We start from the raw sequence: 23,290 nt of genomic DNA on the forward strand, positions 1-23,290 counted from the left end.
GTGCGACGGCCTGTCCATGCTACCAACCAAATGCTAGGTTTGTTGCATGGGTCACGAAGACGTACCTCCCCGCTCTCCGCGCACGATCGTCGTCACCGGCGGTGCGCTCGGCATCGGTGGCGGCATCAGCCGCCGCTTCGCCGCTGAGGGCGACCACGTGGTGCTGGTCGACATCGACGCCGACGCCGCTGAGGCGACAGCGTCGGAGATCGAGGAAGACGGCGGGAGCTGCACCGCGCTCGTCGGCGACATCACCCGGGACGACACGGTCGCCCGCCTGGCGGCCCACGTTCAGGAGCAGCACGGTCATGCGGAGGTGCTCGTCAACAACGTCGGCGACTTCCGCCCCGCGAAGTCATTCTTCGCCAAGAGCCCACCGGAGCAGTGGCAGCGGTTGCACGAGCTGAACCTCTGGCACGTGTTCGCGGTGACGCACGCCCTGCTGCCCGGAATGATCGCGGCCGGCCGCGGCAGCATCGTGAACGTGTCCACCGTGGAGGCCTTCCGCGGCATCCCCGGCAACGCGGTGTACTCCGCCTACAACGCCGGCGTGTCCGCCTTCACCAAGAGCCTGGCGGTCGAGCTCGGCCCCTCCGGCATCCGCGTCAACGCGATCGCCCCCGACCTCGCCGACACCCCTCAGACACCGGCCGAGCTGATGCTCGCCGGACGCGACCCCGCTCTGCTGCGCTCCTGGCTCCCTGCCGGGCGCTTCGGTCGACCGGAGGACTTCGCGGGCGTGGTGGCGTTCCTCGCCTCCGACGACGCCGCCTTCGTGACCGGACACACCATTCCGGTCGACGGCGGCACGCTCGCCGCCTCCGGCTGGTACGGCCGCGCGGAGGGCCGCGGCTGGACCAACCTGCCGGATCGAGCATGAACCTCGCGGAGCTGGTCGATCGTCAGGAGATCCACGCCCTCGTGCTCCGCTACTGTGCTGCGGTCGACCGGGCGGATTGGGGCGCGGTGCGTGCGGTGTATGCCACGGACGGCGTCGACCACCACACCGGTTTCTCCGGTGACGCCGACGCCTACGTGGCCTGGTTGCGCGAACGGACCGCGGTCTTCGACGGCACTGCGCACCTCACCGCCAACCACACGGTCGAGCTGCTCGGCGACCACGCGTACGCGGAGACCTCCGGCACCGCTGTGCACTGGGGATCCCCGGCCGAAGACGAGACCCGCAACTTCACGAGCGGCTTCCGCTACCTCGACCACCTGCGCCGCGACCCGGACGGCTGGCGGATCGTCGAGCGCCTCGCGGTGCGCGACTGGACCCGGTCCGATGCCGGGCGCCTGCGCGATCCCGAGGGCGACGGCCCACGCGGACGGCGAGGACCGGACGACCCCTCCACCGCGTTCCGGGAGCGGGTGCGGACGACAGCCGAGAGCGCGAGGAGGATGACATGACCGCGGACATCGAACGGCGGCTGCGGCTGCTGGAGGACCGCCTGGAGCTCATCGACCTGGAGGCGACGTACGCGCGCTCGTTCGACGAACGCGACGGCGCCGCGTGGAGCGCGCTCTTCACGGACGACGGGGTGTACCAGTCCCGGCCCGTAGGCGACGCGCCGCCCGTCACGTTCGTACAGGGTCGTGTTGCGCTGGAGGCGTTCTGCCGCGACGCCCCGTTCTCGGGCATCCACTTCCTGCACCTGCCGCAGCTGCGGTTCGACGGCGACCGGGCGACCGCCCGCGTGCACCTCGAGTTCCACGGCGACCACCCGGCAGACCCGGGCGCACCCCGCGTGGCGATGCGCGGGTACTACGACGTGGCGTATCGCCGGGTGGACGGTCGCTGGCGCATCGCCCACCGCGTCACCACGGCGTTCGGACGCGAACAGACAACGGTGCTCGGCTATCCGCCCGCGGCCGTGCTGCCGGATTGATCCGAGCGGAGGTCGGGCGAGATCACGGTCAGGCGTGGCCCCTGTCAGACGGGGAGGACGAGCCGGAACCGCTCGCAGAGCACGGGCATGTCCGGGGCGTAGCCACGCGGGTTCTCGGAGTGGGTGCGCCAGTAGCGCTCGTGCACCTCGCGCCAGTGCTCCAGCGTGCGGTCGCCCTCCCCCTCGGCGAAGGCGTGCGCGGCATCGACCCGGTCGAACGGCACGACCTCGAGCGCGGTCGTCTCGATCACGGCGCGCGGCTCCCCGCGTCCGTCGAGGATGATGCTGAACTCGCCCACCTCGGGCAGCGGGTCGCCGGTTGCCTCGTAGTCCCACAGCGACGACGCGGTGCCGACCTTCACACCGGCGAGCACCAGCGCGAGCAGCTCGTCGGCGTGCGCCGGGGTGGCACCGAACGCCCATGCCTCCGGCACCGCTTCGGGAAGGTGCGGCAGCGCCGCCCTCGCGTCGCGCCAGTACTGCTCGATCCCCGCACCGTCATCCACCCGCCCAGACTAGCGGCGGACACCCCCGGGACCGCCTGCCGTCACGCGACCGCGCCGAAGTACGCCCGCTGCAGATCCTCCAGGGACACGTCGGCCGCGGCGCCCGCGAGCGTCGTGCGGCCCATCTCTATCACGGCCACCTCGTCGGCGATCGCGACGGACTCCTGCACCGCCTGTTCGACGAGGAGGATGCCGATGCCGGTCGCCTTCAGCTCGTGCACCCGCTCCATGACCTCCTTCACGATCACGGGGGCCAGGCCCTGGCTCGGCTCATCGAGGATCAGCAGTTTCGGCTTCGCCATGAGCGCCTGCCCGATCGCGAGCATCTGCTGCTGTCCGCCCGACATGCTCGCAGCCGGGAGGGCCCGCTTGCTGCCGAGGATCGGGAACAGCTGGTAGATCTCGTCGACCGAGGAGGCGAGGCCGCGCTTGCCGAGGCGTCGCGAGAAGCCGCCGAGGATCAGGTTCTGCTCGATCGTCAGCTCACGGAAGACCTTCTTGCCCTCCTGCACGTAGGAGATCCCGCGCGCGACCCGCTTGTGCGGCGCGTCGGCGAGGGGCGCCCCCAGGTAGGAGACGGACCCGCCCGTGACCCGGTTCAATCCGGTGATGGCACGCAGCGTGGTGGTCTTGCCGGCGCCGTTGCGACCGAGCAGCACCGTGATCTCTCCCGACCGCACCGTGAGCGACACGTCGCGCACCACGGTCAGGTCGCCGTAGCCGGTCTGCAGCGCCGACACCTCCAGCAGCACGTCACTCATGGTCGCCGCCTCCCGCCGCGTTGGTCTCCGCCGTGACGCCGAGGTACTCCTCCATCACGCGCGGGTTGCTCTCGATCTGCTCCGGTGTGCCGTGCGCCATAACCGCGCCCTGGGCGAGCACGTAGATGTCGTCGGCGAGACGCAGCACCAGCTGGAAGTTGTGCTCCACGAGGATCACGGTCATCCCGGCGTCGCGCAGCCGGCGCACCAGGCTCTCCAGCACCTCCAGCTCGTCCTCGTCGAGGCCGGAGGCGACCTCGTCGAGCAGCACGACCTGGGGCGAGGCCGCGAGGCTGCGGGCGACCTCCAGCAGGCGGCGGTTGCCGAGCGGGAGGGAGTCGGCCGGCTCGTCGCGCTGCGCGCTCAGCCCGACCAGTGCCAGGGCACGTTCGGCCGCCGCGCGGTTCTCCCGACGCGCCCGCCAGAACGACGGCAGGCGCAGCACCGACGCGAACACGCTGGCGCGCTCGGTCGCGTAGCACCCGGCCTGCACGGCTTCGAACACGGTGAGCTTCTCGGGGATGTTGGGGGTCTGGAACGTGCGCGACACTCCGGCCCGCGCGACCCGATACGACGAGAGCCCCTGGATGGGCCGCCCGTCGAGCTCGATCGTGCCGGCGTCGGTGCGGTAGAACCCCGAGATCATGTTCAGCAGCGTGGTCTTGCCCGAGCCGTTGGGCCCGATGATCGCGGTGACCGCGCCCGGCGCCGCCTCGATCGAGACCTTCGAGAGCGCCTGGTTGCCACCGAACGCCTTCGAGACACCGTCGGTGCGCAGCAGGGCGCCGTCGAGCCTCTCGACGTCGGCCGGGGCTGCGGGCACGGGCTCGATGCCGACCCTGCGCTTCGCAGCGATGTCGGCCTTGCGCACGAGGCTGCGCACGAGCCCGGAGAGACCGCCGGTGAATGCGACCCCTCCGATGAGCAGGAACGCACCGGAGATGATGAGGCCGAACTTGCTGAAGTTCGTCGACTGGTTCATGCCGAACTGCAGCACGGCCGCGCCGATGAGCGCCCCGTAGATGCTTGCGGATCCGCCGAAGATCGACGCCGCGAGCACCGTCATCGCGAAGGAGAACGCGAACGCCTCCGGCGAGATGAACAGGTCGAGGTTGGCGAACAGCACGCCCGCGATGCCGGCCGGCACCGCGCCGATCGCGTACGCGGTGAGCTTGGCGCGGAAGACCGAGATGCCCATGGACGACGCCAGCACGGGGCTCTGCTTGAGCACGCGCAGGGCGGTGCCGTGGTCGGACACGACGAGGTTGCGGATGAGGGCGAACACGACGATCGCGATCGCGACGATCAGCACGTAGTACGTCCGCCCGTCGATCATCTGCCCGAAGGAGGTCGCGGGCATGATGCCGGCCAGGCCGTTGCGACCGCCGGTCTCCTCCTTGAAGATCGACAGCACGTCGGGGACGATCAGGATCAGGAAGAACGAGGTCATCGCGAGCGACCAGCTGCCGAGCCGGAGCCCGGGGATGCCGGAGATCAGGCCGACGATCAGGGCGGCCCCTCCGCCGATCAGCAGTTGCAGCCAGATGTCGGTCACGCCGGCCTTGTTGGCGAGACCCGCCGCGTAGGCACCGGCGGCGTACATGGCGACCTGACCCATCGCGAGCTCGCCGGCGTAGCCGAGCGAGAGGTTCAGGCCGAGCACGATGAGGGCGAGGATGAGCGTGAGCTCGATCTGCCGGGTCGCGCCGTAGTTGAGCCCCAGGAAGGGCAGCACGAGCAGCACCGCGCCGATGGCGAGCGGCCAGAGCCACCCGGGGACGGCACGCAGTTTCAGCCAGAGAGCGGCCATGGTCACACCGTCCGTTCCACGCGACGGGTGAAGAGCCCCGTCGGTTTGACCATCAGGATCACGATCAGGATGAAGAACACCGTCAGCCCCGCGTAGTCCGCGCCGATGTAGCGCGTGGCGAGGGCCTCGGCGAGTCCGACGATCAGCCCCCCGACCAGCACGCCGCCCAGCGACCCGAAGCCGCCGATGGCGAGCACCACGAAGCCCTTGAGCGCGAGCGAGGCGCCGAGGGTCGCGACCGCGTAGGTCTTGGGCCCGACGAAGACGCCGAGGAACCCGGCGAGCACCCCCGTGAAGATGAAGGCCAGCAGGGCGAAGCGCCGCACGTTCACGCCGCGCAGCTGGGCCGCCTCCCGGTTCTCGCTCATGCCGAGCAGGGCGATGCCGGTCATGCTCCGCTTCGCGAACTGGGTGAGCACCACCACGAGCACGATCACGAGCACGATCAGGGCGATCTCGACGGGGTACACGCGGCCGCCGAGGAACTCGAGCACCTGGTCGCCCATGAAGAAGGGGACACGCTTGGGCTCACCGCCCCAGATCACCTGTGCGACGCCTTCCATGATGATCGACGCGCCGAGCGTGGTGACGAGCAGGTTGTGCGGGTCTTTCACCGGTCGGATGGCGACGCGCTCCTCCAGCGCGGCGATCCCGCCGACGATCACGGCCGCGCCGATCGCGACGAGCCACCAGGGCAGACCCCAGACGACGATGCCGACGTACGCGAGGAACGCACCGAGCATCATGAGCGCCGCCTGGGCGAAGTTGAAGGTCTTCTGGGAGAGGAAGACGATGTTGTAGCCGATCGCCACCAGTGCGTAGATCGCACCGAGCGCGAGGCCGGACCAGATGATGGTCATTGCGGTCGGGTCCTTCCATCATTGTGGCTTCGAGGCGGCGGGCTCCGTGTGCCGACGGCTCGGATCCGCGGGGGATCCGAGCCGCCGGCCGTGGTCGCTCGCCGGCCGGGTCAGGGCTGGAACTGACCGTTGACGAGCTCGCCCGGCGGGATGAACGCGAACTGGTCCGGGCTCACGTGCGGGCTGTGCGCGTCCTTCTCGAACGCGTAGTTGGCGAGGATCGCCGTCTCGGCCGCCTTCTGCACCTCGGGGTCGATGAGCGCCTCGACCAGGGCGTCGGGGTCGTCGATGCCACCGGCCTTCTCCGCGGCGGCCTTGAACAGCAGCGCCGAGTCGTAGTTGTACGCGAGGATCAGCGACGACTTGATGTCGCCCGCGGCGAGCATGCGCTCCACGGCGTCGTTGACCTTGGTGTCGTCGGGGTTGTACTGGGTGCTGGAGTACACCTGCATGGTGAGGTTCTTCACCTGATCGGTGCCGAGCACGCCGTCGGGGGCGGGCGTGGCGATCAGACCGGTCGCGGCGACGGAGGAGTTGCCCATCACCGGCACGTCCCAGCCGAGCTTCTCGAGGCTCTGCAGCACGTAGCCGAGCGGGGCGCCGTAGGCGTCGAGAACGAGCACGTCGGGGTCGCCCTGCTGGAGCGCCGACAGCTGCGGGGTCATGTCGAGCGCGGCGTTGTCGAAGCCCTCGTTGCCGGTGACGGTGAAGCCCGCGTCGGCGAAGGTGGTCTCACCGAGCTGTCCGAACAGCTCGCCGTAGGCGCTGGAGCCGTGCAGGATGGCCACGTCCTCGTAGCCGCGATCCTCCATCTCGGCGACGAACGAGCCGAGGTAGTCGGGCACGGACGCGCTCAGGTCGAAGCTGTAGGGGTTGACCGAGGGGTCGCCGGAGCCGGTGGTCGGGCCGATGTTGAACGACACGATCTGGTTCTGCGTGAGGATCGGCAGCATCGCCTCGGTGATGGTGGAAGGGCCGGAGTTCATCACGAGGGCGGGCTTGCCCTCGGTGGCGATGTACTCGCGCAGCTTGGTGACGGCGACGGTCGGGTCGGCGTTGTCCTCCAGATGCGTGATCTCGACCTCGCGGTCGAGGATGCCGCCCATGTCGTTGACGGCGTCGACGGAGGCGAGGGCTGCCGTGACGGCGGTGGTGGCGTTGTCCGCCAGGATGCCCTCCGCGCCCATGCCGCCCAGCACCACGATCTTGATCGGGTCGCCCCCGGCGTCCCCGCCGCCGCTGTTGTCGGCGTCCGCATCGCCGCCGGAGCAGCCGGCGAGCGCCATGGACGACACCACGATCCCTGCGGCGACTGCCGCGAGCCTCTTGAATCGCATTTCCGAACCTCTCTCATCGTTGAGTTAGAGCGACCAAACGCTTGCTTAGTAAATCACACTCGGATCACCCGGACAATGCCCAACCGGTCAATTGCTTGGTTGATGACGGAACTGCTGTTAGATTCGCCGCTCATGGACACTCAGCAGAGCATCGACGCCCGCCAGCCCTCCCCCCTCGACGGCGTCGCCGTGGTGACGGGAGGCACCGGAGGGATCGGCTCGGCGATCGCGCGCAGCCTGGCCGCGGCGGGCATGCGCGTGGTCGTCACCCACCGCTCCGTGCCCGCCCCCGAGGTGCGCACGGCCCTGGGTGCCGACATCGAGCTGCACCGCCTGGACGTGCGCGACGAGGAGGCCGCCCGCGCCCTCGCGGACGACCTCGTGGCGCGCCACGGTGCGATCCACACGGTGGTGCACGCCGCCGGTCCCCACGTGCCGATGGTGCACCTGTCGAAGGTCCCCGTAGCGCAGTTCGCCCGCCAGGTGGACGACGACCTCGTGGGCTTCTTCACGATCGCTTCGGCATTCCTGCCCGCCCTGCGCCAGGCGTCCGGCTCGCTCACGGTCGTGACCAGCGCCGGCACCCGCCGATACCCCGTCCGCGACGGGCTCTCGGTGGCCCCGAAGGGCGGGGTGGAAGCACTGGCGCGCGGGCTCGCCGCGGAGGAGGGCCGCTTCGGCGTGCGCGTGAACGCCGTGGGCCCCGGGATGCTGTGGGACGGCATGTCGGCCCGCCTCATGGCCTCGGGCGACCTCGACCAGCGGGCGCTCGACGTGGCCATGGCCAACATCCCGATGCGCCGCTTCGGCACCGCGGACGACATCGCCGCGGCGGTCTCTTTCCTCGCGTCGCCCGCGGCCGGGTTCATCACGGGGCAGAAGCTCGACGTCGACGGGGGCTTCGGGCTCTGAGCCCCGGGGACGGTCACGCGCGGCCCGGCGTCATCGCATGCCCTGCAGGCGCTCGAGCAGCCAGTCGATGCGGGCGGCCTCGTCGCGGTTGAACCGCTCCGCCCACTCCAGGGCGACCCCGGAGAACCGCCACGCCTCTTCGCGCTCGGCTCCCCTGGCGTGCGCCCCCGCGTCCTCAGCGGTCCGCAGTGCCTCGTCGCGGTAGGCGGTGAGCGCGGCGCGCAGGCGGTCGAGATCGCCGTTGTGCGCGGCCCACAGGCGCAGGATCTGCGGGTGCTTGAGCACCACCGGCTCGGGCGGCACGTCGTCGGTCCAGCGCCGCATGTGGTCGCGTCCGAGCGGGGTGATCGCGTACAGGCGCCGGCTCTTCGCGGCGTGCGTCTGCTCCACCCGGGAGACCGCGAGGCCGAGGTCCTCCAGCCGGCGCAGCTCGGTGTAGATCTGGCTCTGCGACGGAGCCCAGTAGAAGAACGCGAGGCTCTGGTCGGCCCACTGCTTGACGTCGTAGCCCGACAGCTCGGTGTCGAACGACAGGATGCCCAGGACGGCCCAGCTCGTGGCGGGCAGCTCCGGCAGCTCCGGGGTGTTCTCGTGATCGGTCACTTGACCTCCTCGTCGTTGAGTGAGATATTCCTGATCGTACTATGACTAACAGTCATACCGACGCCGATCGAAGGAGATCAGGTGGACGAGACGACCCGGATGCTGGACCTGCTCAACGCGACGTTCCCGCCGATCTGGACGATGGACCCGCTGGCGGGACGCGCCGCCGTGGATGCGCGCATCCGCCCCGCCGCGAACCTCGACGACGCCGACGCGGAGGACGCGGTGGTCGCGCGCGGCACGCACCCGATCCCGATCCGCGTGTACCGCCCCGCGACGATCCGCGATGGCGCGCCCACCACCGTGTACGCGCACGGCGGCGGCTTTCTGCACGGCTCGATCGCCGGACACGACGGCTTCTGCCGGCGCTGGGCGCGGGAGACGGAGTCGATCGTCGTGTCGGTCGACTACCGGCTCGCGCCGGAGGCAGGACCCGGCGCCGCCCGGGACGACCTCGTGGCCGCCGCGGACTGGGCGGTGGCGGCGGGCCTCGCGCCGCACGGGCTGCTCCCCGCAGGGGACAGCTCGGGGGGCAACATCGCCGCCGGCGCCGCGATCGCCCTCCGCGACCGCGGCCACAGCCCCGTCGTCGGCCAGGTGCTGCTGTACCCGTTCCTGGACCCGGCCATGGCCACGGAGAGCCATCGCACGCGAGCCGCGGGGTACTTCGTGACCGCCGAGCTGCTCGCCCACTACTGGCGCACCTTCCTCGGTGACACCGCCGACCGGGTCCACCCCGACGTCACGCCGCTCGCGGTCGACGACCTGGGCGATCTGCCGCCCGCCGTCGTCGTGACCGCCGGGCTCGACCCGCTGTGCGACGAGGGGGCGCTGTACGCCCGGCGTCTCCGCGCCGCCGGGGTGCCCGTGGTCGAGCGACACCATCCCGACCAGTTCCACGGATTCCTCACGATCCCCGGCTACGGCCCCGCCGCGTCCGCCGCGGCCCTCCTCTGGAGCGACGTGCGCGCGCTCACCCCCACCCCTGCGAAGGAGCAGACATGACCACCCAGCACGACCTCCTCGTCGTCGGCGCCGGCCTCGCCGGGCTGTACACCACGATCCACGCCGAACGGGCCGGGCTCGACGTGCTCGGGCTGGAGGCCGGCGACGACGTGGGAGGCACCTGGTACTGGAACCGCTACCCCGGTGCGCGGTGCGACGTGGAGAGCATCGACTACTCGTTCTCGTTCGACGACGAGCTGCAGCGCGAATGGCGATGGACCGAGCGCTATGCGACACAGCCCGAGATCCTGCGCTACCTGAACCACGTGGCCGACCGCTTCGACGTGCGCCGCCACTACCGGTTCGGGCAGCGCCTGTCCGCCGCGACCTGGGACGAGGGGCTGCAGCACTGGGAGGTGCGCACGGAGACCGGGCTGACGGCGACCGCGCGGTGGCTGGTGATGGCGACGGGCGGGCTCTCGAAGCCGCAGCTGCCCGATCTCCCCGGGCGCGACACCTTCGCCGGCACCGTGCTGCAGACCTCCGCCTGGCCCGAGGGCCCGGTCGACCTGCGGGGGCGGCGCGTGGCCGTGATCGGCACGGGGTCGTCCGGTGTGCAGGCCATCCCGCTGCTCGCGGAGCAGGCGTCCGAGCTCACGGTGTATCAGCGCAGCGCCAACTACAGCGTGCCCGCGTTCAACCGTCCGATCGACGACGAGGAGTGGGCACAGCAGCAGCGGGCCCTGCCGCGACGGCGCGAGCTGTCGTGGAACGGTGCCGCGGGCTCGCCGTGGACGAGTCATCCCGTGCCCTTCGCGGAGACCGGCGAGGAGGAGCGGCGGGCGGTGTTCGAGGAGAGCTGGACCCGCGGCGGCGTGCTGTTCGCGAAGGCGTTTCAGGGCCTCACGGTCGACCCGGTGATCAACGACGCCGCGCGGTTGTTCTTCGAGGAGAAGCTCGCCGAGCGGGTGCATGATCCCGAGGTGCGCGCGACGCTGACCCCGCGCGATCACCCCGTGGGCACCAAACGCATCTGCACGGACTCGGGCTACTACGAGACGTTCAACGCCCCGCACGTGACGCTCGTGGATCTGCGCACGGAGCCTCTCGCCGAGGTCACCCCGACCGGCATCCGCACGGCCGCCCGGCACCGCGAGCACGACGTGATCGTGTACGCCACGGGCTTCGACGCCATGACCGGGGCCCTGACGGCGATCGACATCCGGGGCCGCGAGGGCCACTCGCTGCGCGAGGACTGGAGCGGCTTTCCCTCCACCTACCTCGGTATCGGACTGCCCGGGTACCCGAACCTGCTGGTGCTGAACGGCCCGGGCAGCCCCAGCGTGCTGTCGAACATGGCGCTGACGTCGGAGCAGCAGGGCGACCTGGCGCTGCGGATGATCGCGCACTGCCGTGACCGCGGGTTCACGTCGATCGAGGCGCGCGCGGATGCGGCGGAGGCGTGGACGGCGCACTCCCTCGAGCTCGCCGACCGCACGCTGTTCGGCTCCGCACCCTCGTGGTACACCGGCGCCAACATCGCGGGGAAGGCTCGCGGCTTCCTGCCGTACATCGGCGGCTTCAAGGCCTACATCGACCGGTGCGAGGAGGTCGCCGCCGCCGGATTCCGCGGTTTCGTGCTGTCGTCGCGCTGATCGCGCAGTCTGGCTGGCCTTCGGACGACCTCGCCGCTAGAGTCAAACAAGCAAATGCTTGGGCAAAGGAGCGCGGGATGAGTGCCATCGACCTCGGATTCACCACGGGAGACGCGGTGCTCATCACCGGCGCGGGCAGCGGCATCGGCCGGGCGACCGCCGTGCGCGCGGCCGAGCTCGGACTGGCCCTGAGCCTGTGGGATCTGAACCCCGAGGGACTCGAGGAGACCGCGACGCAGGTGCGCGCGATCGCCCCCGCGGTGCACACCTGGGTGGCCGACGTGTCGGACGATGCCGCCGTGTCCGCGGGTTTCGCCGACGCCGCCGCCACCCTCGGCCCGGTGCGCTACCTGCACAACAACGCCGGCCCCGCGTCTGCTTCCACACTCCCCTTCGACCGTGCCCTGGAGATCTGCGTGGGCAGCGTGCGCCGTGTGACCGACGCCTGGGCGGCGGCCGGTCCCGGCACCGGCGCCGCGATGGTCGCCACCACCTCGGTCGCCGGCAACCTCGTGGGCACCGACAGCGCGTGGTACTCCGCCGCGAAGGCCGCCATCATGGGCTACGTCCGCCACCTCGCCGCCCACCGCGCCCACGAGTTCCGCTCCAACGGCGTCGCGCCCGGGATGACCGACACCCCGCGGCTCGCCGGGTTCGCGAGCAGCGAGACCGGACAGCGTGTCCTCACGCGCATTCCGCTGAAGCGCATGGCCACGCCCGACGACATCGCCTGGGCCACACTGTTCCTGCTCTCGCCGCTCGCGGGCTACGTCAACGGCGTCTTCCTCCCGGTCGACGGGGGCTGGACGGTCACCCAGTGAGCGCGGAGCCCGAGCGCCCGGTGCTGCACTCCCACACGACCCGCCTCAGCTACGCGGACACCGACCCCGCGGGGATCCTCTACTACGCCGCCTGGTTCCCGAAGATGGAGGCGCTGCAGTCGGAGTTCCTCTATCTGCAGGGGCTACGGCAGGACACGCTGGTCGAGCGCTTCGGGTGGTGGACGGTGTCACGCGCCACGACGTGCGAGTACCTTGCCGCAGCCCGCCTGTTCGACGAGGTGCGCATCGACCTGCGTCTGGGACGCATCGGCGCCTCGTCATTCCGGTTCGCGTTCCGCATGACCCGACTCGACGACGACGTGCCGGTCGCGCGCGCCGAGAACACGGTCGTGACGGTCTCCCCCGCGCAGGAGCCCGTGCGCATCCCCGCCGACCTGCGCGCGCACCTGGAGCGCTGGGCGGGACGGGGCGCCGCATGAGCGTCGACCTGCGCACGATCGGCGACCGTCAGGAGATCGCGATGCTGCTCGCCCGCATCGCCCACCTGGCCGACGCGGGAGACCCCGCGGAGTACGTGCGGTGCTTCACTCCGGACGCGGTCTGGGACCTCACCGACGCGACCGACCTGCCGATGGACGTGCAGACGATCTCCGGGAGGGCGGCGCTGCTCGCGGGCGTGCACGAGCGCCGTGCGGCCGGCATCCAGGGCCCGGGCACCCACACGCGGCACGACGTGTCGAGCATCGCGGTCGAGGTGGACGGCGACCGGGCGCGGTCGCGCGCCTACTTCCGCTACTACCGCGGCACCGACGGGGCGCCGGTGCTCGCGGCGATGGGGGTGTACGCCGACGAGTTCGTGCGCGACGGCGACCGCTGGCTGCTGCGGCGACGCGTGATCAGCCGGGGCTGAGCCACGCGCGGGCCCGGCCGCTGCGTACGAGCTCGCGGTGCATCTCGGTCTGCCGCAGCGCGGAGTGCAGCCAGAATCCGTCGAGCCCCTGCCATCCCGCGGTCCACGTGAGGCGCTGCGCGTACTCCCACACCGGGCTGTCGCCGAGCTCGTCGACCAGCGCTGCCACCTCGGCCGTGCGACGCAGATGGTGGGCCGCGATCCGAGCCCGCCGTTCCCTCAGCCCGGTGAACCGGAACTCGTGGCCGGGCAGCACCGTGAAGGCGTCGAACGGCGCCAGGCGGTCGAGCGAGTCGAGCAGGTCGCCCAGGGGCTCATCGCCCGGCAGCACGCCGATGCCGACACCCGAGTAGATGCGCGGCAGCACGTGATCGCCCGTGAACAGCAGTCGCGCCTCTCGGTCGGCGAGGCAGACGTGACCGCCCGTGTGCCCCGGGGTCGCGACGACCTCGAGGCGCCGCCCGCCGAGGTCGAGCACGTCGCCGTGGGCGAGCAGCACGTCGGGCTCCACGTCGCCGGTGAGGGACGGACGCGTGAACGACGCCAGGAGCTCGGCGTGGCGATCGCGGGGGACGCCCCAGCGCTCGACCGTATGGCGGTAGGCCGCGGGGTCGGTGGCCGCGGGATCGACCACGACACCCAGCACCCGTCGCTCGGCGGACGACATCGCGATGCGGGCTCCCGTGCGGTCGCGGAGCCGTGCGGCGAGCCCGAGGTGGTCGGGGTGGTGGTGGGTCACGACGACCGTCGCGAGCTCGGACAGCGCGCGGCCGGCGGCGGCGAGCGCTTCCTCGATGCGGGACAGGTTGCCCGGGGTGTCCCACCCCGGATCGATCAGGTGCACGCCGTCGCCGCCGAGCACGGCGTAGGCGAGCGTGCCGGGCAGCGTACCCTCGGGGATCTCGACCGGGATGCACCACAGGCCGGGGGCGATCTCGGCGGGCGGGCGCAGTTCGCCGCGATCCCACGCCGTCCGCTCCGCCTCGTCGACGGGGACCACGTCGTCCGCTACCGCGTTCATGACATCACCCTAGCAATCGCTTGTTCATTTCACGAGATCCGGCTAGCCTGACGCCTGGGACGCGGTCCCGCGAGCGGGACGGTGACAGTGGAGTCGGGACGAGAGCGCCACGAGCGCGCAGTGGTCGCACTGCTCGCCGCATGCGGCATGCTGACCTCCCTGCAGTTCACGCTCATCGTGCCCATCCTGCCGCTCATGCCCGCCCTGCTCGGCACCACGGCCGCCGATGCGTCCTGGCTCATCACGGTCACCCTGCTCACCGGGGTGGTCGGCACACCGGTGGTGACGCGGCTCGCCGACCTGCACGGCCGCCGGCGGATGCTGCTCGTGGCCATGTCGCTGCTCGTCGCCGGATCGGTCATCGCGGCCGTCGTGCCCGGATTCCTCGCGGTGCTCATCGGCCGGGCGCTCCAGGGATTCGGCACCGCCGTGGTGCCGATCGGCATCGCCCTCCTGAGCGCCCTCGTCTCCCGCCGCCGCGCCGTGCTCGGCATCGCCCTCATGAGCGGCACGCTCGGCATGGGCTCCGCGCTGGGCCTCGTGCTCGCCGGGCCGCTGCTCGCGTGGGGCGGACTGCCGGCCGTGTTCTGGTGCTCCGCCATCGTGGGCGCCGTGTTCTGCGTGCTCATCCGGCTGCGCATCGATGAAGCCCCCACGCGACCCGTGCGGGGATTCGACGGCATCGGGGCCGTGCTGCTCGCGCTCGGGCTCACGGCCCTGCTGCTCGCCATCTCGCGGGGTCAGTACTGGGGATGGGCCAGCGTGCCGACGCTCGGACTCGCGGCACTCGCGGCCGCGGCACTGCTCGCCTGGCTGCTGTGGGAGCGACGGCACCCGGCACCGCTGATCGACGTGCGCACGAGCCTGCGCGCACCGATCCTGCCGATCAACGTGGCCTCGTTCTTCGCGACGGCCGGCATGTACGCCAACCACCTGCTCACCACCCAGGAGGCCCTGGCACCCGCCGCGACCGGCTACGGCCTGGCCACCACGACCGCCGCCGCCGGGCTCTTCCTGCTGCCGTCCGCCGTGACGATGATCGCCCTCGCGCCCCTCGCCGCCCGTGTGATCAGCCGCTTCGGCGGGCAGCGCGCACTGCTGCTGGGGTCGTCGCTCATGGCCGCGGCGTTCCTGCTGCGGATGCTGTTCCACGGCGCGGCCCTGCCCGTCCTGCTCGGCTCGGCACTGGTCGGCGCGGGGGTGGCGTTCGCGTTCGCGGCGATGCCGTCGCTCATCACCGCCTCGGTCCCTCCAGACGAGGTCGCCACCGCGAACGGTGTGAACTCGGTCATCCGCACGCTGTCCGGCGCGGTCGTCGCCGCTCTCTTCGCGTTCGCGATCACCGCCCTGCCCTCGGCCGCCGATCCGTCCTTCCTGTCCGAGCAGGCGCTTCTGCTGTGCTTCGGCGCCGCAGCGCTGTGCGGTGCCGTGACCGCCGTGCTCGCCACCGTCCTCCGCCTCCCCCGTCTCCCGGAGTCGCCATGACCCTGTTCTCGCCACTGACCCTGCGCTCCGTGACGCTGCCCAACCGCATCGGGATCTCCCCCATGTGCATGTACGCGTCCCGCGAGGGCTTCGTGACCGACTTCCACGTCGCGCATCTCGGACGCTTCGCCCTGGGTGGTGCGGGGCTCGTGATCGCCGAGGCGACGGCCGTGCATCCGCGGGGCCGCATCTCGCCGTTCGACGCGGGACTGTGGAGCGACGAGCAGGTGCCGGGGTGGGGTCGGGTCGCCGAGGTCGTGGGTGCCGCGGGCGCCGTTCCCGGGGTGCAGCTGGGTCACGCGGGGCGGCGGGCAGCGGTGCGCGAGCCGTGGCGGGCCGGTGCACCCCTGGACGAGACCGACGCCGCGGTCGGCCACGGCCCCTGGCCCCTCGACGCCCCGAGCGCCCTGGCGGCAGGACCGGGCCACGCCGTGCCCGCGGCGGTCACCGCGGCCGACATCGCCCGCTCCGTGCAGGACTGGCACGACGCCGCGGTGCGGGCGGTCGCCGCGGGGTTCCGCTTCGTCGAGCTGCACGGCGCCCACGGCTACCTGCTGCACTCGTTCCTCTCCCCCGTGTCGAACCGTCGCACCGACGCGTACGGCGGCAGTCCGCAGAACCGGCTCCGCTACCCGCGCGAGGTGGTCACCGCCGTGCGGTCGGCGATCGGCGACGGCATCCCGCTGTCGTTCCGGCTGTCCGCGGTCGACGGCGCCGCGGACGGACTGGGCATCGACGACACGGTCGGCATCGCGCGCGCCCTCGCCGCGGAGGGCGTGGACCTCATCGACACCTCGTCCGGGGGCATCACCACCGACCGCTCGACGGACACCAGGGTCCGCCGCGGCTTCGCCTTCCACGCCGACTTCTCCCGCCGCATCCGCGACGAGGCCGGGGTGCCGACCGCGACGGTGGGCCTGATCGTGGACCCCGTGCAGGCCGATCGACTGCTCGACCACGGCGACGCCGATCTCGTGCTGCTCGGCCGGGAGGCGCTCGACGACCCCAACTGGCCGCATCACGCGCGCGCGGCGCTCGGCGACGACAGCCACGAGGGATGGGACGTGCGGTTCGGCAGCGCCCTCGGTCCGCGCGCGCGGACGCTCGCCCGGCTCGCCGCCGCGGGTGAGACCCCGCTCTCGCGCTTCGAGGGCTGAGCCGGAGCCCGAGCACTCAGGGAGCGAGCAGCTCTCTGGCGACCGCATCCCCGTCGAGCAGGTGATTGCGGCGCTCCCGCACGCGCCATCCGTTCGTCGTTCGCACCAGCTCCCACCGGTTGGCGCTGACCCGCTCCGCTTCCCAGTGGTCGCCGTCGCGCAGCAGCACCACGGAGTGCGTCACGGCCACCGCCGTGTCCCCGTCGATCTCGATCCGAGGGGCGGAGAGTACGTGCGCGCAGCCGCGGCGCAGATACTCGCGGTGCGACGGCAGGTCGACCAGGGTCCGGATGCCGTCCGCGTCCAGAACCGTGTCGTCGAAGCGGTAGGTGCCATCCGCCGCCCAGAGCGCCGAGACCTCGGCGGCGTCCGCGCTGTCCACGGCGGGCCCGTACCGCGCGATCAGCTCGGCGATCTCTGCGCGGTCCTCGAGCGCCCGCAGCCGCCGTTCGAGATCGGCGCTCACCAGTCCTGCCACGGGATGATCGTGTGCACCGGGGTCGACAGCACGACCTCGCCCGCCCCGGGGAACCGCTCTTCCACGGCGCGCAGAGCCGGGGTCACGAGGTCGGGATCGTCCTCCAGATAGAGCAGGCGGAGGCGCAGGGACCCCGGCTCATCGGCCGGGCTCTCGTCGAACGGCAGGGAGGAGTGCCGCTGCGGGTGGCTGTACGAGAAGGTCCAGGCGCCGGCGACGCCGTCCACGTCGAGCAGGGCCGGGATGAGTTCGCGGTCCTCTCGCCGATGCGCCTCGTGGGCCTTGTGGCCATGCGGCTCGGCGAAGCGGGTGGCGGTGAGGTGCAGTCCGCGGTTCGGGCGGTAGGGCAGCACGTCGGGCGACACCAGAGCGCGCGGGGCGGCATAGCCCTTCACCGGACGGAAGAACGCGAGCAGGGGGCGCTGGATGCCCGGGAGCAGCGGCCCGCGACCCCACTGGAACGAGGCCTCCCCGAGCGCATCCCACGCGGCGACGGACTCGTCGACCGGGTCGCGGAACCAGTACATGGCGACGAAGTCCACAGCGCCGGCGAGTGACCCTGTGGCCAGACCATCACCCGTCGGTCGCACTTCCCACCGGTCTCCCCCTGCGACGCCGGGCAGGGCGAGGTTCTCGGGCCGGTGGTCGAGCTGATGCCAGCGGTTGTACTCGGCGTGCTGTGAGCGGTCGTCGAGACGGACGAAGGAGAAGAAGGCGAGAGGCAGCGACACGCCCCAGTCAAGCGTTTGCTTGGTGACCTGTCAACACCCGCTCACCTTGGGCGATCAGCGACCGGAGACCTTGCCGAAGAGCTTCGCGATCGGGGCGAGCACGAGCGGACGCGCCGCCGCCCATGCGCCCGCGATCACGACGAGCGAGAGCACGAACACCCAGAACCCGGTCCAGGTCGCCGCATCCTGCGCCGCGAACATGTGGTTGAGGTTGCGCTGGAACCCGGTGAGCATCACGAGTGCCACGTGCACGACGATGAACGCCACGAAGTACAGCATGATCGGGAAGTGCAGCGCGCGTGCCCACTCCACCGGGTACGCCTTCGACAGCCGCTCCGCCCTCTTCGGCCACAGCCCCGACATGCGGAAACCGGTGGCGGCGGCGAGCGGCGCCGCCACGAAGACGGTCACGAAGTAGGCGAGCTGCTGCAGGCTGTTGTAGTTGTTCCAGCCGTTCTCGTGCGGCCAGTCGAGCGAGACGTACTGCAGGGCCGCCGACAGCGCGTTCGGGAAGACCTCCCAGCTCGTCGGCACGATGCGCACCCAGTGCCCGGTGACGAAGAGCAGCACCACGAAGGCCACGCCGTTCACGAGCCACAGGATGTCGAGCGCCTGGTGGAACCAGAGGTTCAGGCTGATCTTTCCCTTGGGGTTGTTCCGCGGCGTCCAGAACACGGTCGGCCGCTTCTCGGTGCGCACCTGCAGACCCGAGCGGATTATCAGCACGATCAGGAACATGTTGAAGAAATGCGCCCAGTTGACCCACGGCGCGAAGCCCGGCTCGACCGGGATCGCCGGCTCGTACTCGCCGGGGAACGCTGCCAGGAAGTCCTGCATGAACGGGGCGCTCAGCAGTGCCCGCACCAGCGCGACGGCCGCGCCGGCCAGCACGCCCAGGGCCGCGGCACCGAAGAGCCCCGCGATCGCCTGCGTCCAGGTCGGGCGGCGGCGACCCGTGTCCGGAGAGGTCGTGAGGTGACGCGGCGCACGGCCGTTCCACACCGTCCGCGTCCACGGCAGCGGCGTCGCGAGGTCGGCGGCCGGCACGATCTCCGTCGTGCTCGGCGTCGCGGCGGCGGGAACGGCAGCGGCAGCGGGAGCGGTGGCGGCGGGAGCGGTGGCGGCGGCAGCGGTGGCGGCGGGAGCGGCGGCAGCGGCGGGAGCGGCAGCGGAAGCTGCAGCAGCGGCGGCGGCGGGAGCGGCAGCAGCGGCGGGAGCGGCAGCAGCAGTGGCGGCGGGAGCGGCAGCAGCGGCGGGAGCGGCAGCAGCAGTGGCGGGCGACGGCACGGTCCCGGCGGACGACGGCACGGTCCCGGCGGGCGGCCATGGCTCGCCACCGGCGACGCGCGGCAGACCCCGGCGCACCGTCGCGGCGCCGGGTGTGGTCGCGGGGGCGGACGGCGCGCCGCCCGCGATCGAGGCTCCGGGCGCATCAGTCGCGGCACCCTCGGCGGGCAAGGCGACCGCGGGTGCCGCGGCACCGGGTGCAGCGATCCCGGGTGTGACGGCACCGGGCGCAGCCGTCACCGAAGCAGCGGCACCGGGCGCAGCCGTCACCGAAGCGGCCTCGGGAACGGGGGCGGGCTCGGCGCCGGTCGCAGATCCGAGCCCGGCGGAGGCCGACGCGGGCGGCCAGGGCTCTCCGCCCGGAACGCGCGGCAGGCCTCGACGAAGACGCGACGGCCCGGATGCGGCCGTCGCGGGAGCCGGCGCGGCGACAGAGGAGGCCGCGGAGCTCGTGCTCGGCTCGGCCGGCGGGGTCGTCTCGGCGCTGGTCTCGATCACGGGCGATGCGGCCGCGACGCCGACACCGCTCGCGCCTTCCTCCGCGGCCGCGGAACCGACAGCGGCCCCGGACTGCGCCTGCGAGGCGGAGAGGGCCACCGACGCCTCATCCGCACCGACGGAGGCCGCATCCGCGACCTCGACGGACACGTCGGCCGGCGGCCACGGCTCGCCACCGGGCACACGCGGCAGACCGCGTCGCAGCATCCGCGTGGCCATGACTACTTCTTCCGCGCCTCGAGCGCGGCGATCACCTGCGGCACGATCGTGAACACGTCGCCGACGATGCCGAAGTCCGCGACGTCGAAGATCGGCGCCTCCGGGTCTTTGTTGATCGCCACGATGTTCTTCGACGTCTGCATGCCTGCCCGGTGCTGGATCGCGCCGGAGATGCCGAGCGCGACGTACAGCTGCGGCGACACCGAGACACCCGTCTGCCCGACCTGGTGCGACTGGGGGATGTAGCCCGCGTCGACGGCCGCGCGCGAGGCGCCGACCGCCGCACCGAGGGCGTCGGCGAGCTCCTCGACGAGCACGAACTTCTCCTTCGACGCCAGACCGCGCCCGCCGGAGACGACACGGGTCGCCCCGCGCAGCTCGGGCCGGGTCGACGTGGCCTCGACGGCTTCGACCGGACCGGCGGTCGCCGCGACCGCACCCGACGGGGCGACCGTCAGCTGCTCGACCTGCGGGGAGGCGACGGCCTCGGCCCGCGCGTCGACCGCGCCCTGCCGCACCGTGACCACGAGCGTGCCGTAGGTCGCGGCCGCATCGACGAGGTAGGCCCCGCCGTACACCGAGTGGTGGGCCACGACGCCCTCCTCGTCGCGGGAGACCCCCACGGCGTCGACGGCGAGCGCACCGGGGAGGCGCACCGCGAGGCGACCGGCGACGTCGCGTCCGGAGATCGAGTTCGACACGAGCACCGCATCGGGCTGCACCTGTGCGACCGCGGCCTGCAGGGCGTCGACGAGCGGCACGGTGAGCGCGGTCGCATCGCCCTCGGCGGTCAGCACGACGGCGGCACCGGCGGCCGCGGCCTGATCCACGGCCTCCTTCCCGCCGCCCACGACGAGAGCCACGGGGGTGCCGATACCGGCCGCAGCCCCCAACAGAGCGGCGGTGCTGCTGGCGGCGTTGCCCGACGGGTCGAGGTCGACCAGGACGAGGATCGGGTTCTCGGGGTACGCCATGTCACACCAGCCTGTTCTGCACGAGGAAGTCGACGAGCTTGTCGGCGGCATCGCCCTCGTCGGTGATCTTGACGCCCGCGGCGCGCGGCGGCTTCTCCGCGACCGCGGTCATGATGGTGCGGGGCGCCGCGGCGGGGTCGGCCGACACGTCGAGGTCGGCGAGGGTCACCACCTCCAGCGGCTTCTTCTTCGCCGCCATGATGCCCTTGAAGTTCGGGAACCGGGCGTCGGGAAGCGCCTCGGTGATCGAGATGACCGCGGGCAGCGGTGCCGTGACCTGCTGTCCGCCGAAGTCCGCACCGCGGGTGCCCGAGACGCCGTCCGCCGTGATCTCCACGGACGTGAGTGCGGTGGCCTGCGCCCAGCCCAGGTGCTCGGCGAGCATGGCGGGAATCACGCCGCCGGAGCCGTCGGTCGAGAGGTTGCCCGTGATGACGAGGTCGGGGGCGCCACGACGGATGGCCGCGGCGAGGACCTCCGCGGTGAGCCCCAGGTCGGCACCGGCGAGCTGCTCGTCCGCGATGTGGATGGCCGAACCGGCACCGATCGCGAGCGCGCGGCGCACGGACGCGGTTGACCCCTCGGGTGCCATGGCGACGGCGACGACCTCGGTGCCCTCGTTCTTGTCGGCGTAGCTCAGGGCCACTTCGAGGGCCCGCTCCGTGATCTCGTCGAGCACGACGTCTCCGGCCGCACGATCCGCGAGCCCCGTCTCGAGATCCAGCTTGCGATCGCCATAGGTGTCCGGCACCTCTTTGACCAGGACGAAGATCTTCATCGAATGCTCCTCACGACACGGCGAGTCTATCGGCATGGCGGTCTATGTAGCCAAAAACCGAGGAAACCCCCGGCTGCGGCCCGCGAATCCGCGGTGAATGTATACATAACCGACAGCCACGCCCTGCGCGACCGCGTCCGAGGCAACCCGCGACACGCCGGTACCGTAGAGACGTGGTCCGCCCTCGCCCTCTCCCCGTCGATCCGCTCGCCGAAGCCAAGCGGCAGTGGGTGGCGCACGGCTGGACCGACGCGGCCGACGGCATGACGGTCGTCACCTCGGTCATGCGCGCGCAGCAGCTGCTGCTCGCCCGGGTCGACGCGGCCCTCAAGCCCTTCGCGCTGAGCTTCGCGCGGTATGAGGTGCTGCGGCTGCTCGCGTTCAGCCGCACCGGGCGGCTTCCGCTGTCGAGCGTCGTCGCGCGCCTCCAGGTGCATGCGACCACGGTCACCAGCACCGCCGAGCGCCTGGTCCGCGACGGCCTCGTCGTGCGCGAGCCGCACCCGCACGACGGCCGGGCCGCGATGCTCGCACTGACCGCGGAGGGACGCGACCTGGTCGAGCGTGCCACCGCCGCGCTCAACGCCGACGTGTTCGCCGACCCCGGCCTGAGCCACGACGACGCCGCCGAACTGGTCGCGATCGTCGCCCGCATGCGCCGCGACGCCGGGGACTTCATCGACCCCCGCCCCCTCCCCGAGCCCCTCTGATGCCCCGGTTCGTGATCGAGACCGTCGTCGCCGCGCCCCCGCAGGAGGTGTTCGACGCCGCGCTCGACCCGGCCCTGCACCTCGCGTCGATGGCCCGCTACGGCGAGACGATGATCGAGGAACCCGCGGGCGGCCGCTTCTCCGAGGGGTCGACGGTGACCTGGCGCGCGCGGCACTTCGGCATCCCCTTCCGGCTGCGCTCCGTGGTCTTCGACATCGAGGCGCCGTCCCGGTTCACCGACCGCCAGCTCCGCGGGCCGTTCGGCGACCTCCGGCACGAGCACGTCTTCGAACCGCATCCGCGCGGCACCCTCATGCGCGACACCATCGCGTTCCACTCGCCCCTCGGGCCGCTCGGCCGCCTCGTCGACGCCCTGGTGCTCGGCCGCTACATGGAACGGCTCATCCGCGAGCGCAACGACGCCCTGGTCGCTGCGATCGAGGGGCGGCGGGCGTAACCTCTGGGCATGAGCGAACTGCGCCTGCACACCGTCCTCACCGGTCGCGGTCCCGCCGCGGCGATCCAGCTCACCGACGAGCAGGTCGCCTCGTTCGGGGCCGGCAAGAGCTTCCCCGTCGCCGTCACCATCGGCGGCCGCACCGCGCGACTGCGGCTGGCCCGCATGGGCGGCGAGAACCTCATCGGCTTCAGCAAGGCGGTTCGCGCCGACCTCGGGGTGGAGATCGACCAGGAGGTCGACGCCGTGATCCGCCTCGACACCGCCGAGCGCACCGTCGACGTGCCGCCCGCGCTGGCCGAGGCGCTCGACGCCGACCCCGCCCTGCGGGCGGCCTTCGACGCCCTCTCCCCCAGCGCCCGCAAGGAGCACGCGCGCGCGGTCGCCGAGGCCAAGCAGCCGGCGACGCGCGACCGCCGGATCGCGAAGATCCTCGACGGTCTCCGCGGCTGACCGTTCACAGCCCTCAGGACCCCGGGCGAACCGGCGCCACACCGCGCGGTGCGCGCAACAGTCCCGCGTCT

At 72.0% G+C, this 23,290-nt stretch carries 26 protein-coding genes; 14 read left to right on the forward strand and 12 right to left on the reverse strand.

The features are described 5' to 3' along the window. The first annotated feature begins 46 nt into the window (after positions 1-46). From ACFWCH_RS02620 to ACFWCH_RS02630, 3 genes are read left to right on the forward strand one after another with little or no spacing between them, the layout of a single operon-like run. Positions 47-880 carry an SDR family NAD(P)-dependent oxidoreductase gene (locus ACFWCH_RS02620; RefSeq protein WP_136034075.1) on the forward strand — a complete coding sequence of 278 codons (834 nt, stop codon included), beginning with the start codon at positions 47-49 and terminating at the stop codon, positions 878-880. Beyond that, a complete protein-coding gene (locus ACFWCH_RS02625) occupies positions 877-1,410 on the forward strand; it encodes a nuclear transport factor 2 family protein (RefSeq protein ID WP_247982246.1) in 534 nt (177 codons plus the stop codon). The genes ACFWCH_RS02620 and ACFWCH_RS02625 overlap by 4 nt, the downstream gene beginning before the upstream one ends. Further along, positions 1,407-1,889, forward strand: a complete 483-nt coding sequence (locus tag ACFWCH_RS02630; RefSeq protein ID WP_247982247.1) for a nuclear transport factor 2 family protein — start codon at positions 1,407-1,409, stop codon at positions 1,887-1,889. The genes ACFWCH_RS02625 and ACFWCH_RS02630 overlap by 4 nt, the downstream gene beginning before the upstream one ends. A 44-nt stretch (positions 1,890-1,933) precedes the next feature. On the opposite strand, the gene ACFWCH_RS02635 is transcribed toward ACFWCH_RS02630, so the two are convergent. The 5 genes from ACFWCH_RS02635 to ACFWCH_RS02655 form a co-directional block, all read right to left on the reverse strand. Continuing rightward, the gene (locus tag ACFWCH_RS02635; protein WP_247637805.1) at positions 1,934-2,395 is read right to left on the reverse strand and encodes an ASCH domain-containing protein; all 462 of its coding nucleotides are present in this window, start codon (positions 2,393-2,395) and stop codon (positions 1,934-1,936) included. Positions 2,396-2,436: 41 nt separating this feature from the next. After that, positions 2,437-3,156 (reverse strand): ABC transporter ATP-binding protein, encoded by a 720-nt coding sequence (locus tag ACFWCH_RS02640; protein WP_136034066.1) that lies wholly within the window; start codon positions 3,154-3,156, stop codon positions 2,437-2,439. Continuing rightward, positions 3,149-4,966, reverse strand: a complete 1,818-nt coding sequence (locus ACFWCH_RS02645) for an ATP-binding cassette domain-containing protein (RefSeq protein WP_136034064.1) — start codon at positions 4,964-4,966, stop codon at positions 3,149-3,151. Before ACFWCH_RS02645 ends, ACFWCH_RS02640 begins: the two co-directional genes overlap by 8 nt. Before the next feature lie 2 nt (positions 4,967-4,968). Beyond that, a complete protein-coding gene (locus ACFWCH_RS02650) occupies positions 4,969-5,826 on the reverse strand; it encodes a branched-chain amino acid ABC transporter permease (protein WP_136034062.1) in 858 nt (285 codons plus the stop codon). Positions 5,827-5,936: 110 nt separating this feature from the next. Next, the gene (locus ACFWCH_RS02655; protein ID WP_136034060.1) at positions 5,937-7,163 is read right to left on the reverse strand and encodes an ABC transporter substrate-binding protein; all 1,227 of its coding nucleotides are present in this window, start codon (positions 7,161-7,163) and stop codon (positions 5,937-5,939) included. A 132-nt stretch (positions 7,164-7,295) separates the two neighbouring features. On the opposite strand from ACFWCH_RS02655, the gene ACFWCH_RS02660 reads away from it, so the two are divergent. After that, on the forward strand, positions 7,296-8,075 hold the full coding sequence (locus ACFWCH_RS02660; RefSeq protein WP_136034058.1) for an SDR family NAD(P)-dependent oxidoreductase: 780 nt from the start codon (positions 7,296-7,298) through the stop codon (positions 8,073-8,075). A 30-nt stretch (positions 8,076-8,105) separates the two neighbouring features. Here ACFWCH_RS02660 and ACFWCH_RS02665 read toward each other — a convergent pair whose 3' ends face one another. After that, complete coding sequence (locus tag ACFWCH_RS02665) at positions 8,106-8,678, reverse strand: PadR family transcriptional regulator (RefSeq protein ID WP_247637806.1); 573 nt, start codon at positions 8,676-8,678, stop codon at positions 8,106-8,108. A gap of 81 nt (positions 8,679-8,759) precedes the next feature. Between ACFWCH_RS02665 and ACFWCH_RS02670 the strand changes: the two genes are divergently transcribed. The 5 genes from ACFWCH_RS02670 (at position 8,760) to ACFWCH_RS02690 (ending at position 12,970) form a co-directional block, all read left to right on the forward strand. Next, complete coding sequence (locus ACFWCH_RS02670; RefSeq protein ID WP_247637807.1) at positions 8,760-9,683, forward strand: alpha/beta hydrolase; 924 nt, start codon at positions 8,760-8,762, stop codon at positions 9,681-9,683. Continuing rightward, on the forward strand, positions 9,680-11,278 hold the full coding sequence (locus tag ACFWCH_RS02675) for an NAD(P)/FAD-dependent oxidoreductase (RefSeq protein ID WP_247637808.1): 1,599 nt from the start codon (positions 9,680-9,682) through the stop codon (positions 11,276-11,278). Before ACFWCH_RS02670 ends, ACFWCH_RS02675 begins: the two co-directional genes overlap by 4 nt. A 77-nt stretch (positions 11,279-11,355) precedes the next feature. Next, positions 11,356-12,099 carry an SDR family NAD(P)-dependent oxidoreductase gene (locus ACFWCH_RS02680; RefSeq protein ID WP_247637809.1) on the forward strand — a complete coding sequence of 248 codons (744 nt, stop codon included), beginning with the start codon at positions 11,356-11,358 and terminating at the stop codon, positions 12,097-12,099. After that, positions 12,096-12,539 carry an acyl-CoA thioesterase gene (locus tag ACFWCH_RS02685; RefSeq protein WP_378802852.1) on the forward strand — a complete coding sequence of 148 codons (444 nt, stop codon included), beginning with the start codon at positions 12,096-12,098 and terminating at the stop codon, positions 12,537-12,539. The genes ACFWCH_RS02680 and ACFWCH_RS02685 overlap by 4 nt, the downstream gene beginning before the upstream one ends. Further along, positions 12,536-12,970, forward strand: a complete 435-nt coding sequence (locus ACFWCH_RS02690) for a nuclear transport factor 2 family protein (RefSeq protein ID WP_136034047.1) — start codon at positions 12,536-12,538, stop codon at positions 12,968-12,970. Before ACFWCH_RS02685 ends, ACFWCH_RS02690 begins: the two co-directional genes overlap by 4 nt. Here ACFWCH_RS02690 and ACFWCH_RS02695 read toward each other — a convergent pair. Beyond that, positions 12,957-13,991 (reverse strand): MBL fold metallo-hydrolase, encoded by a 1,035-nt coding sequence (locus tag ACFWCH_RS02695; RefSeq protein ID WP_247982254.1) that lies wholly within the window; start codon positions 13,989-13,991, stop codon positions 12,957-12,959. The genes ACFWCH_RS02690 and ACFWCH_RS02695 overlap by 14 nt on opposite strands. Positions 13,992-14,111: 120 nt before the next feature. Between ACFWCH_RS02695 and ACFWCH_RS02700 the strand changes: the two genes are divergently transcribed. Beyond that, positions 14,112-15,476, forward strand: a complete 1,365-nt coding sequence (locus ACFWCH_RS02700; protein ID WP_247982255.1) for an MFS transporter — start codon at positions 14,112-14,114, stop codon at positions 15,474-15,476. Then, on the forward strand, positions 15,473-16,633 hold the full coding sequence (locus ACFWCH_RS02705; RefSeq protein WP_206252593.1) for an NADH:flavin oxidoreductase/NADH oxidase: 1,161 nt from the start codon (positions 15,473-15,475) through the stop codon (positions 16,631-16,633). The genes ACFWCH_RS02700 and ACFWCH_RS02705 overlap by 4 nt, the downstream gene beginning before the upstream one ends. Positions 16,634-16,649: 16 nt before the next feature. Here ACFWCH_RS02705 and ACFWCH_RS02710 read toward each other — a convergent pair whose 3' ends face one another. Genes ACFWCH_RS02710 through ACFWCH_RS02730 form a run of 5 tightly spaced genes read right to left on the reverse strand, consistent with a single transcriptional unit; the run spans position 16,650 to position 21,598 of the window. Next, on the reverse strand, positions 16,650-17,111 hold the full coding sequence (locus ACFWCH_RS02710) for a nuclear transport factor 2 family protein (RefSeq protein ID WP_136034428.1): 462 nt from the start codon (positions 17,109-17,111) through the stop codon (positions 16,650-16,652). Then, positions 17,096-17,842 carry a hypothetical protein gene (locus ACFWCH_RS02715; protein WP_136034426.1) on the reverse strand — a complete coding sequence of 249 codons (747 nt, stop codon included), beginning with the start codon at positions 17,840-17,842 and terminating at the stop codon, positions 17,096-17,098. Before ACFWCH_RS02715 ends, ACFWCH_RS02710 begins: the two co-directional genes overlap by 16 nt. 54 nt (positions 17,843-17,896) lie before the next feature. Further along, on the reverse strand, positions 17,897-19,846 hold the full coding sequence (locus ACFWCH_RS02720) for a cytochrome b/b6 domain-containing protein (RefSeq protein ID WP_378802853.1): 1,950 nt from the start codon (positions 19,844-19,846) through the stop codon (positions 17,897-17,899). Positions 19,847-19,848: 2 nt separating this feature from the next. Beyond that, positions 19,849-20,820, reverse strand: a complete 972-nt coding sequence (locus ACFWCH_RS02725) for an electron transfer flavoprotein subunit alpha/FixB family protein (protein ID WP_247637814.1) — start codon at positions 20,818-20,820, stop codon at positions 19,849-19,851. A 1-nt stretch (position 20,821) separates the two neighbouring features. Further along, positions 20,822-21,598, reverse strand: a complete 777-nt coding sequence (locus tag ACFWCH_RS02730; RefSeq protein ID WP_136029550.1) for an electron transfer flavoprotein subunit beta/FixA family protein — start codon at positions 21,596-21,598, stop codon at positions 20,822-20,824. Positions 21,599-21,771: 173 nt separating this feature from the next. On the opposite strand from ACFWCH_RS02730, the gene ACFWCH_RS02735 reads away from it, so the two are divergent. The 3 genes from ACFWCH_RS02735 to ACFWCH_RS02745 are packed head-to-tail and all read left to right on the forward strand — an operon-like array spanning position 21,772 to position 23,219. After that, positions 21,772-22,308 carry a MarR family winged helix-turn-helix transcriptional regulator gene (locus ACFWCH_RS02735; protein ID WP_136029549.1) on the forward strand — a complete coding sequence of 179 codons (537 nt, stop codon included), beginning with the start codon at positions 21,772-21,774 and terminating at the stop codon, positions 22,306-22,308. Then, positions 22,308-22,766 carry an SRPBCC family protein gene (locus ACFWCH_RS02740; RefSeq protein WP_136029547.1) on the forward strand — a complete coding sequence of 153 codons (459 nt, stop codon included), beginning with the start codon at positions 22,308-22,310 and terminating at the stop codon, positions 22,764-22,766. Before ACFWCH_RS02735 ends, ACFWCH_RS02740 begins: the two co-directional genes overlap by 1 nt. Positions 22,767-22,775: 9 nt before the next feature. Next, positions 22,776-23,219: a YdeI/OmpD-associated family protein gene (locus ACFWCH_RS02745; protein ID WP_136029545.1), complete on the forward strand. Its 444-nt coding sequence runs from the start codon at positions 22,776-22,778 to the stop codon at positions 23,217-23,219. Positions 23,220-23,290: the final 71 nt, after the last annotated feature.

It is taken from the genome of Microbacterium sp. NPDC060132 (genome assembly GCF_042729675.1).
Lineage (GTDB): Bacteria > Actinomycetota > Actinomycetes > Actinomycetales > Microbacteriaceae > Microbacterium > Microbacterium sufflavum.

Bases quoted from the DNA above. Each gene is read 5' to 3' on its own strand.
- ACFWCH_RS02630 (WP_247982247.1), top strand. From the start codon at position 1,407: ATGACCGCGGACATCGAACGGCGGCTGCGGCTGCTGGAGGACCGCCTG.
- ACFWCH_RS02690 (WP_136034047.1), top strand. From the start codon at position 12,536: ATGAGCGTCGACCTGCGCACGATCGGCGACCGTCAGGAGATCGCGATG.
- ACFWCH_RS02725 (WP_247637814.1), bottom strand. From the start codon at position 20,820: ATGGCGTACCCCGAGAACCCGATCCTCGTCCTGGTCGACCTCGACCCG.
- ACFWCH_RS02705 (WP_206252593.1), top strand. From the start codon at position 15,473: ATGACCCTGTTCTCGCCACTGACCCTGCGCTCCGTGACGCTGCCCAAC.
- ACFWCH_RS02740 (WP_136029547.1), top strand. From the start codon at position 22,308: ATGCCCCGGTTCGTGATCGAGACCGTCGTCGCCGCGCCCCCGCAGGAG.
- ACFWCH_RS02620 (WP_136034075.1), top strand. From the start codon at position 47: ATGGGTCACGAAGACGTACCTCCCCGCTCTCCGCGCACGATCGTCGTC.
- ACFWCH_RS02675 (WP_247637808.1), top strand. From the start codon at position 9,680: ATGACCACCCAGCACGACCTCCTCGTCGTCGGCGCCGGCCTCGCCGGG.
- ACFWCH_RS02645 (WP_136034064.1), bottom strand. From the start codon at position 4,966: ATGGCCGCTCTCTGGCTGAAACTGCGTGCCGTCCCCGGGTGGCTCTGG.
- ACFWCH_RS02655 (WP_136034060.1), bottom strand. From the start codon at position 7,163: ATGCGATTCAAGAGGCTCGCGGCAGTCGCCGCAGGGATCGTGGTGTCG.
- ACFWCH_RS02650 (WP_136034062.1), bottom strand. From the start codon at position 5,826: ATGACCATCATCTGGTCCGGCCTCGCGCTCGGTGCGATCTACGCACTG.
- ACFWCH_RS02680 (WP_247637809.1), top strand. From the start codon at position 11,356: ATGAGTGCCATCGACCTCGGATTCACCACGGGAGACGCGGTGCTCATC.
- ACFWCH_RS02625 (WP_247982246.1), top strand. From the start codon at position 877: ATGAACCTCGCGGAGCTGGTCGATCGTCAGGAGATCCACGCCCTCGTG.
- ACFWCH_RS02660 (WP_136034058.1), top strand. From the start codon at position 7,296: ATGGACACTCAGCAGAGCATCGACGCCCGCCAGCCCTCCCCCCTCGAC.
- ACFWCH_RS02640 (WP_136034066.1), bottom strand. From the start codon at position 3,156: ATGAGTGACGTGCTGCTGGAGGTGTCGGCGCTGCAGACCGGCTACGGC.
- ACFWCH_RS02730 (WP_136029550.1), bottom strand. From the start codon at position 21,598: ATGAAGATCTTCGTCCTGGTCAAAGAGGTGCCGGACACCTATGGCGAT.
- ACFWCH_RS02720 (WP_378802853.1), bottom strand. From the start codon at position 19,846: ATGGCCACGCGGATGCTGCGACGCGGTCTGCCGCGTGTGCCCGGTGGC.
- ACFWCH_RS02745 (WP_136029545.1), top strand. From the start codon at position 22,776: ATGAGCGAACTGCGCCTGCACACCGTCCTCACCGGTCGCGGTCCCGCC.
- ACFWCH_RS02695 (WP_247982254.1), bottom strand. From the start codon at position 13,991: ATGAACGCGGTAGCGGACGACGTGGTCCCCGTCGACGAGGCGGAGCGG.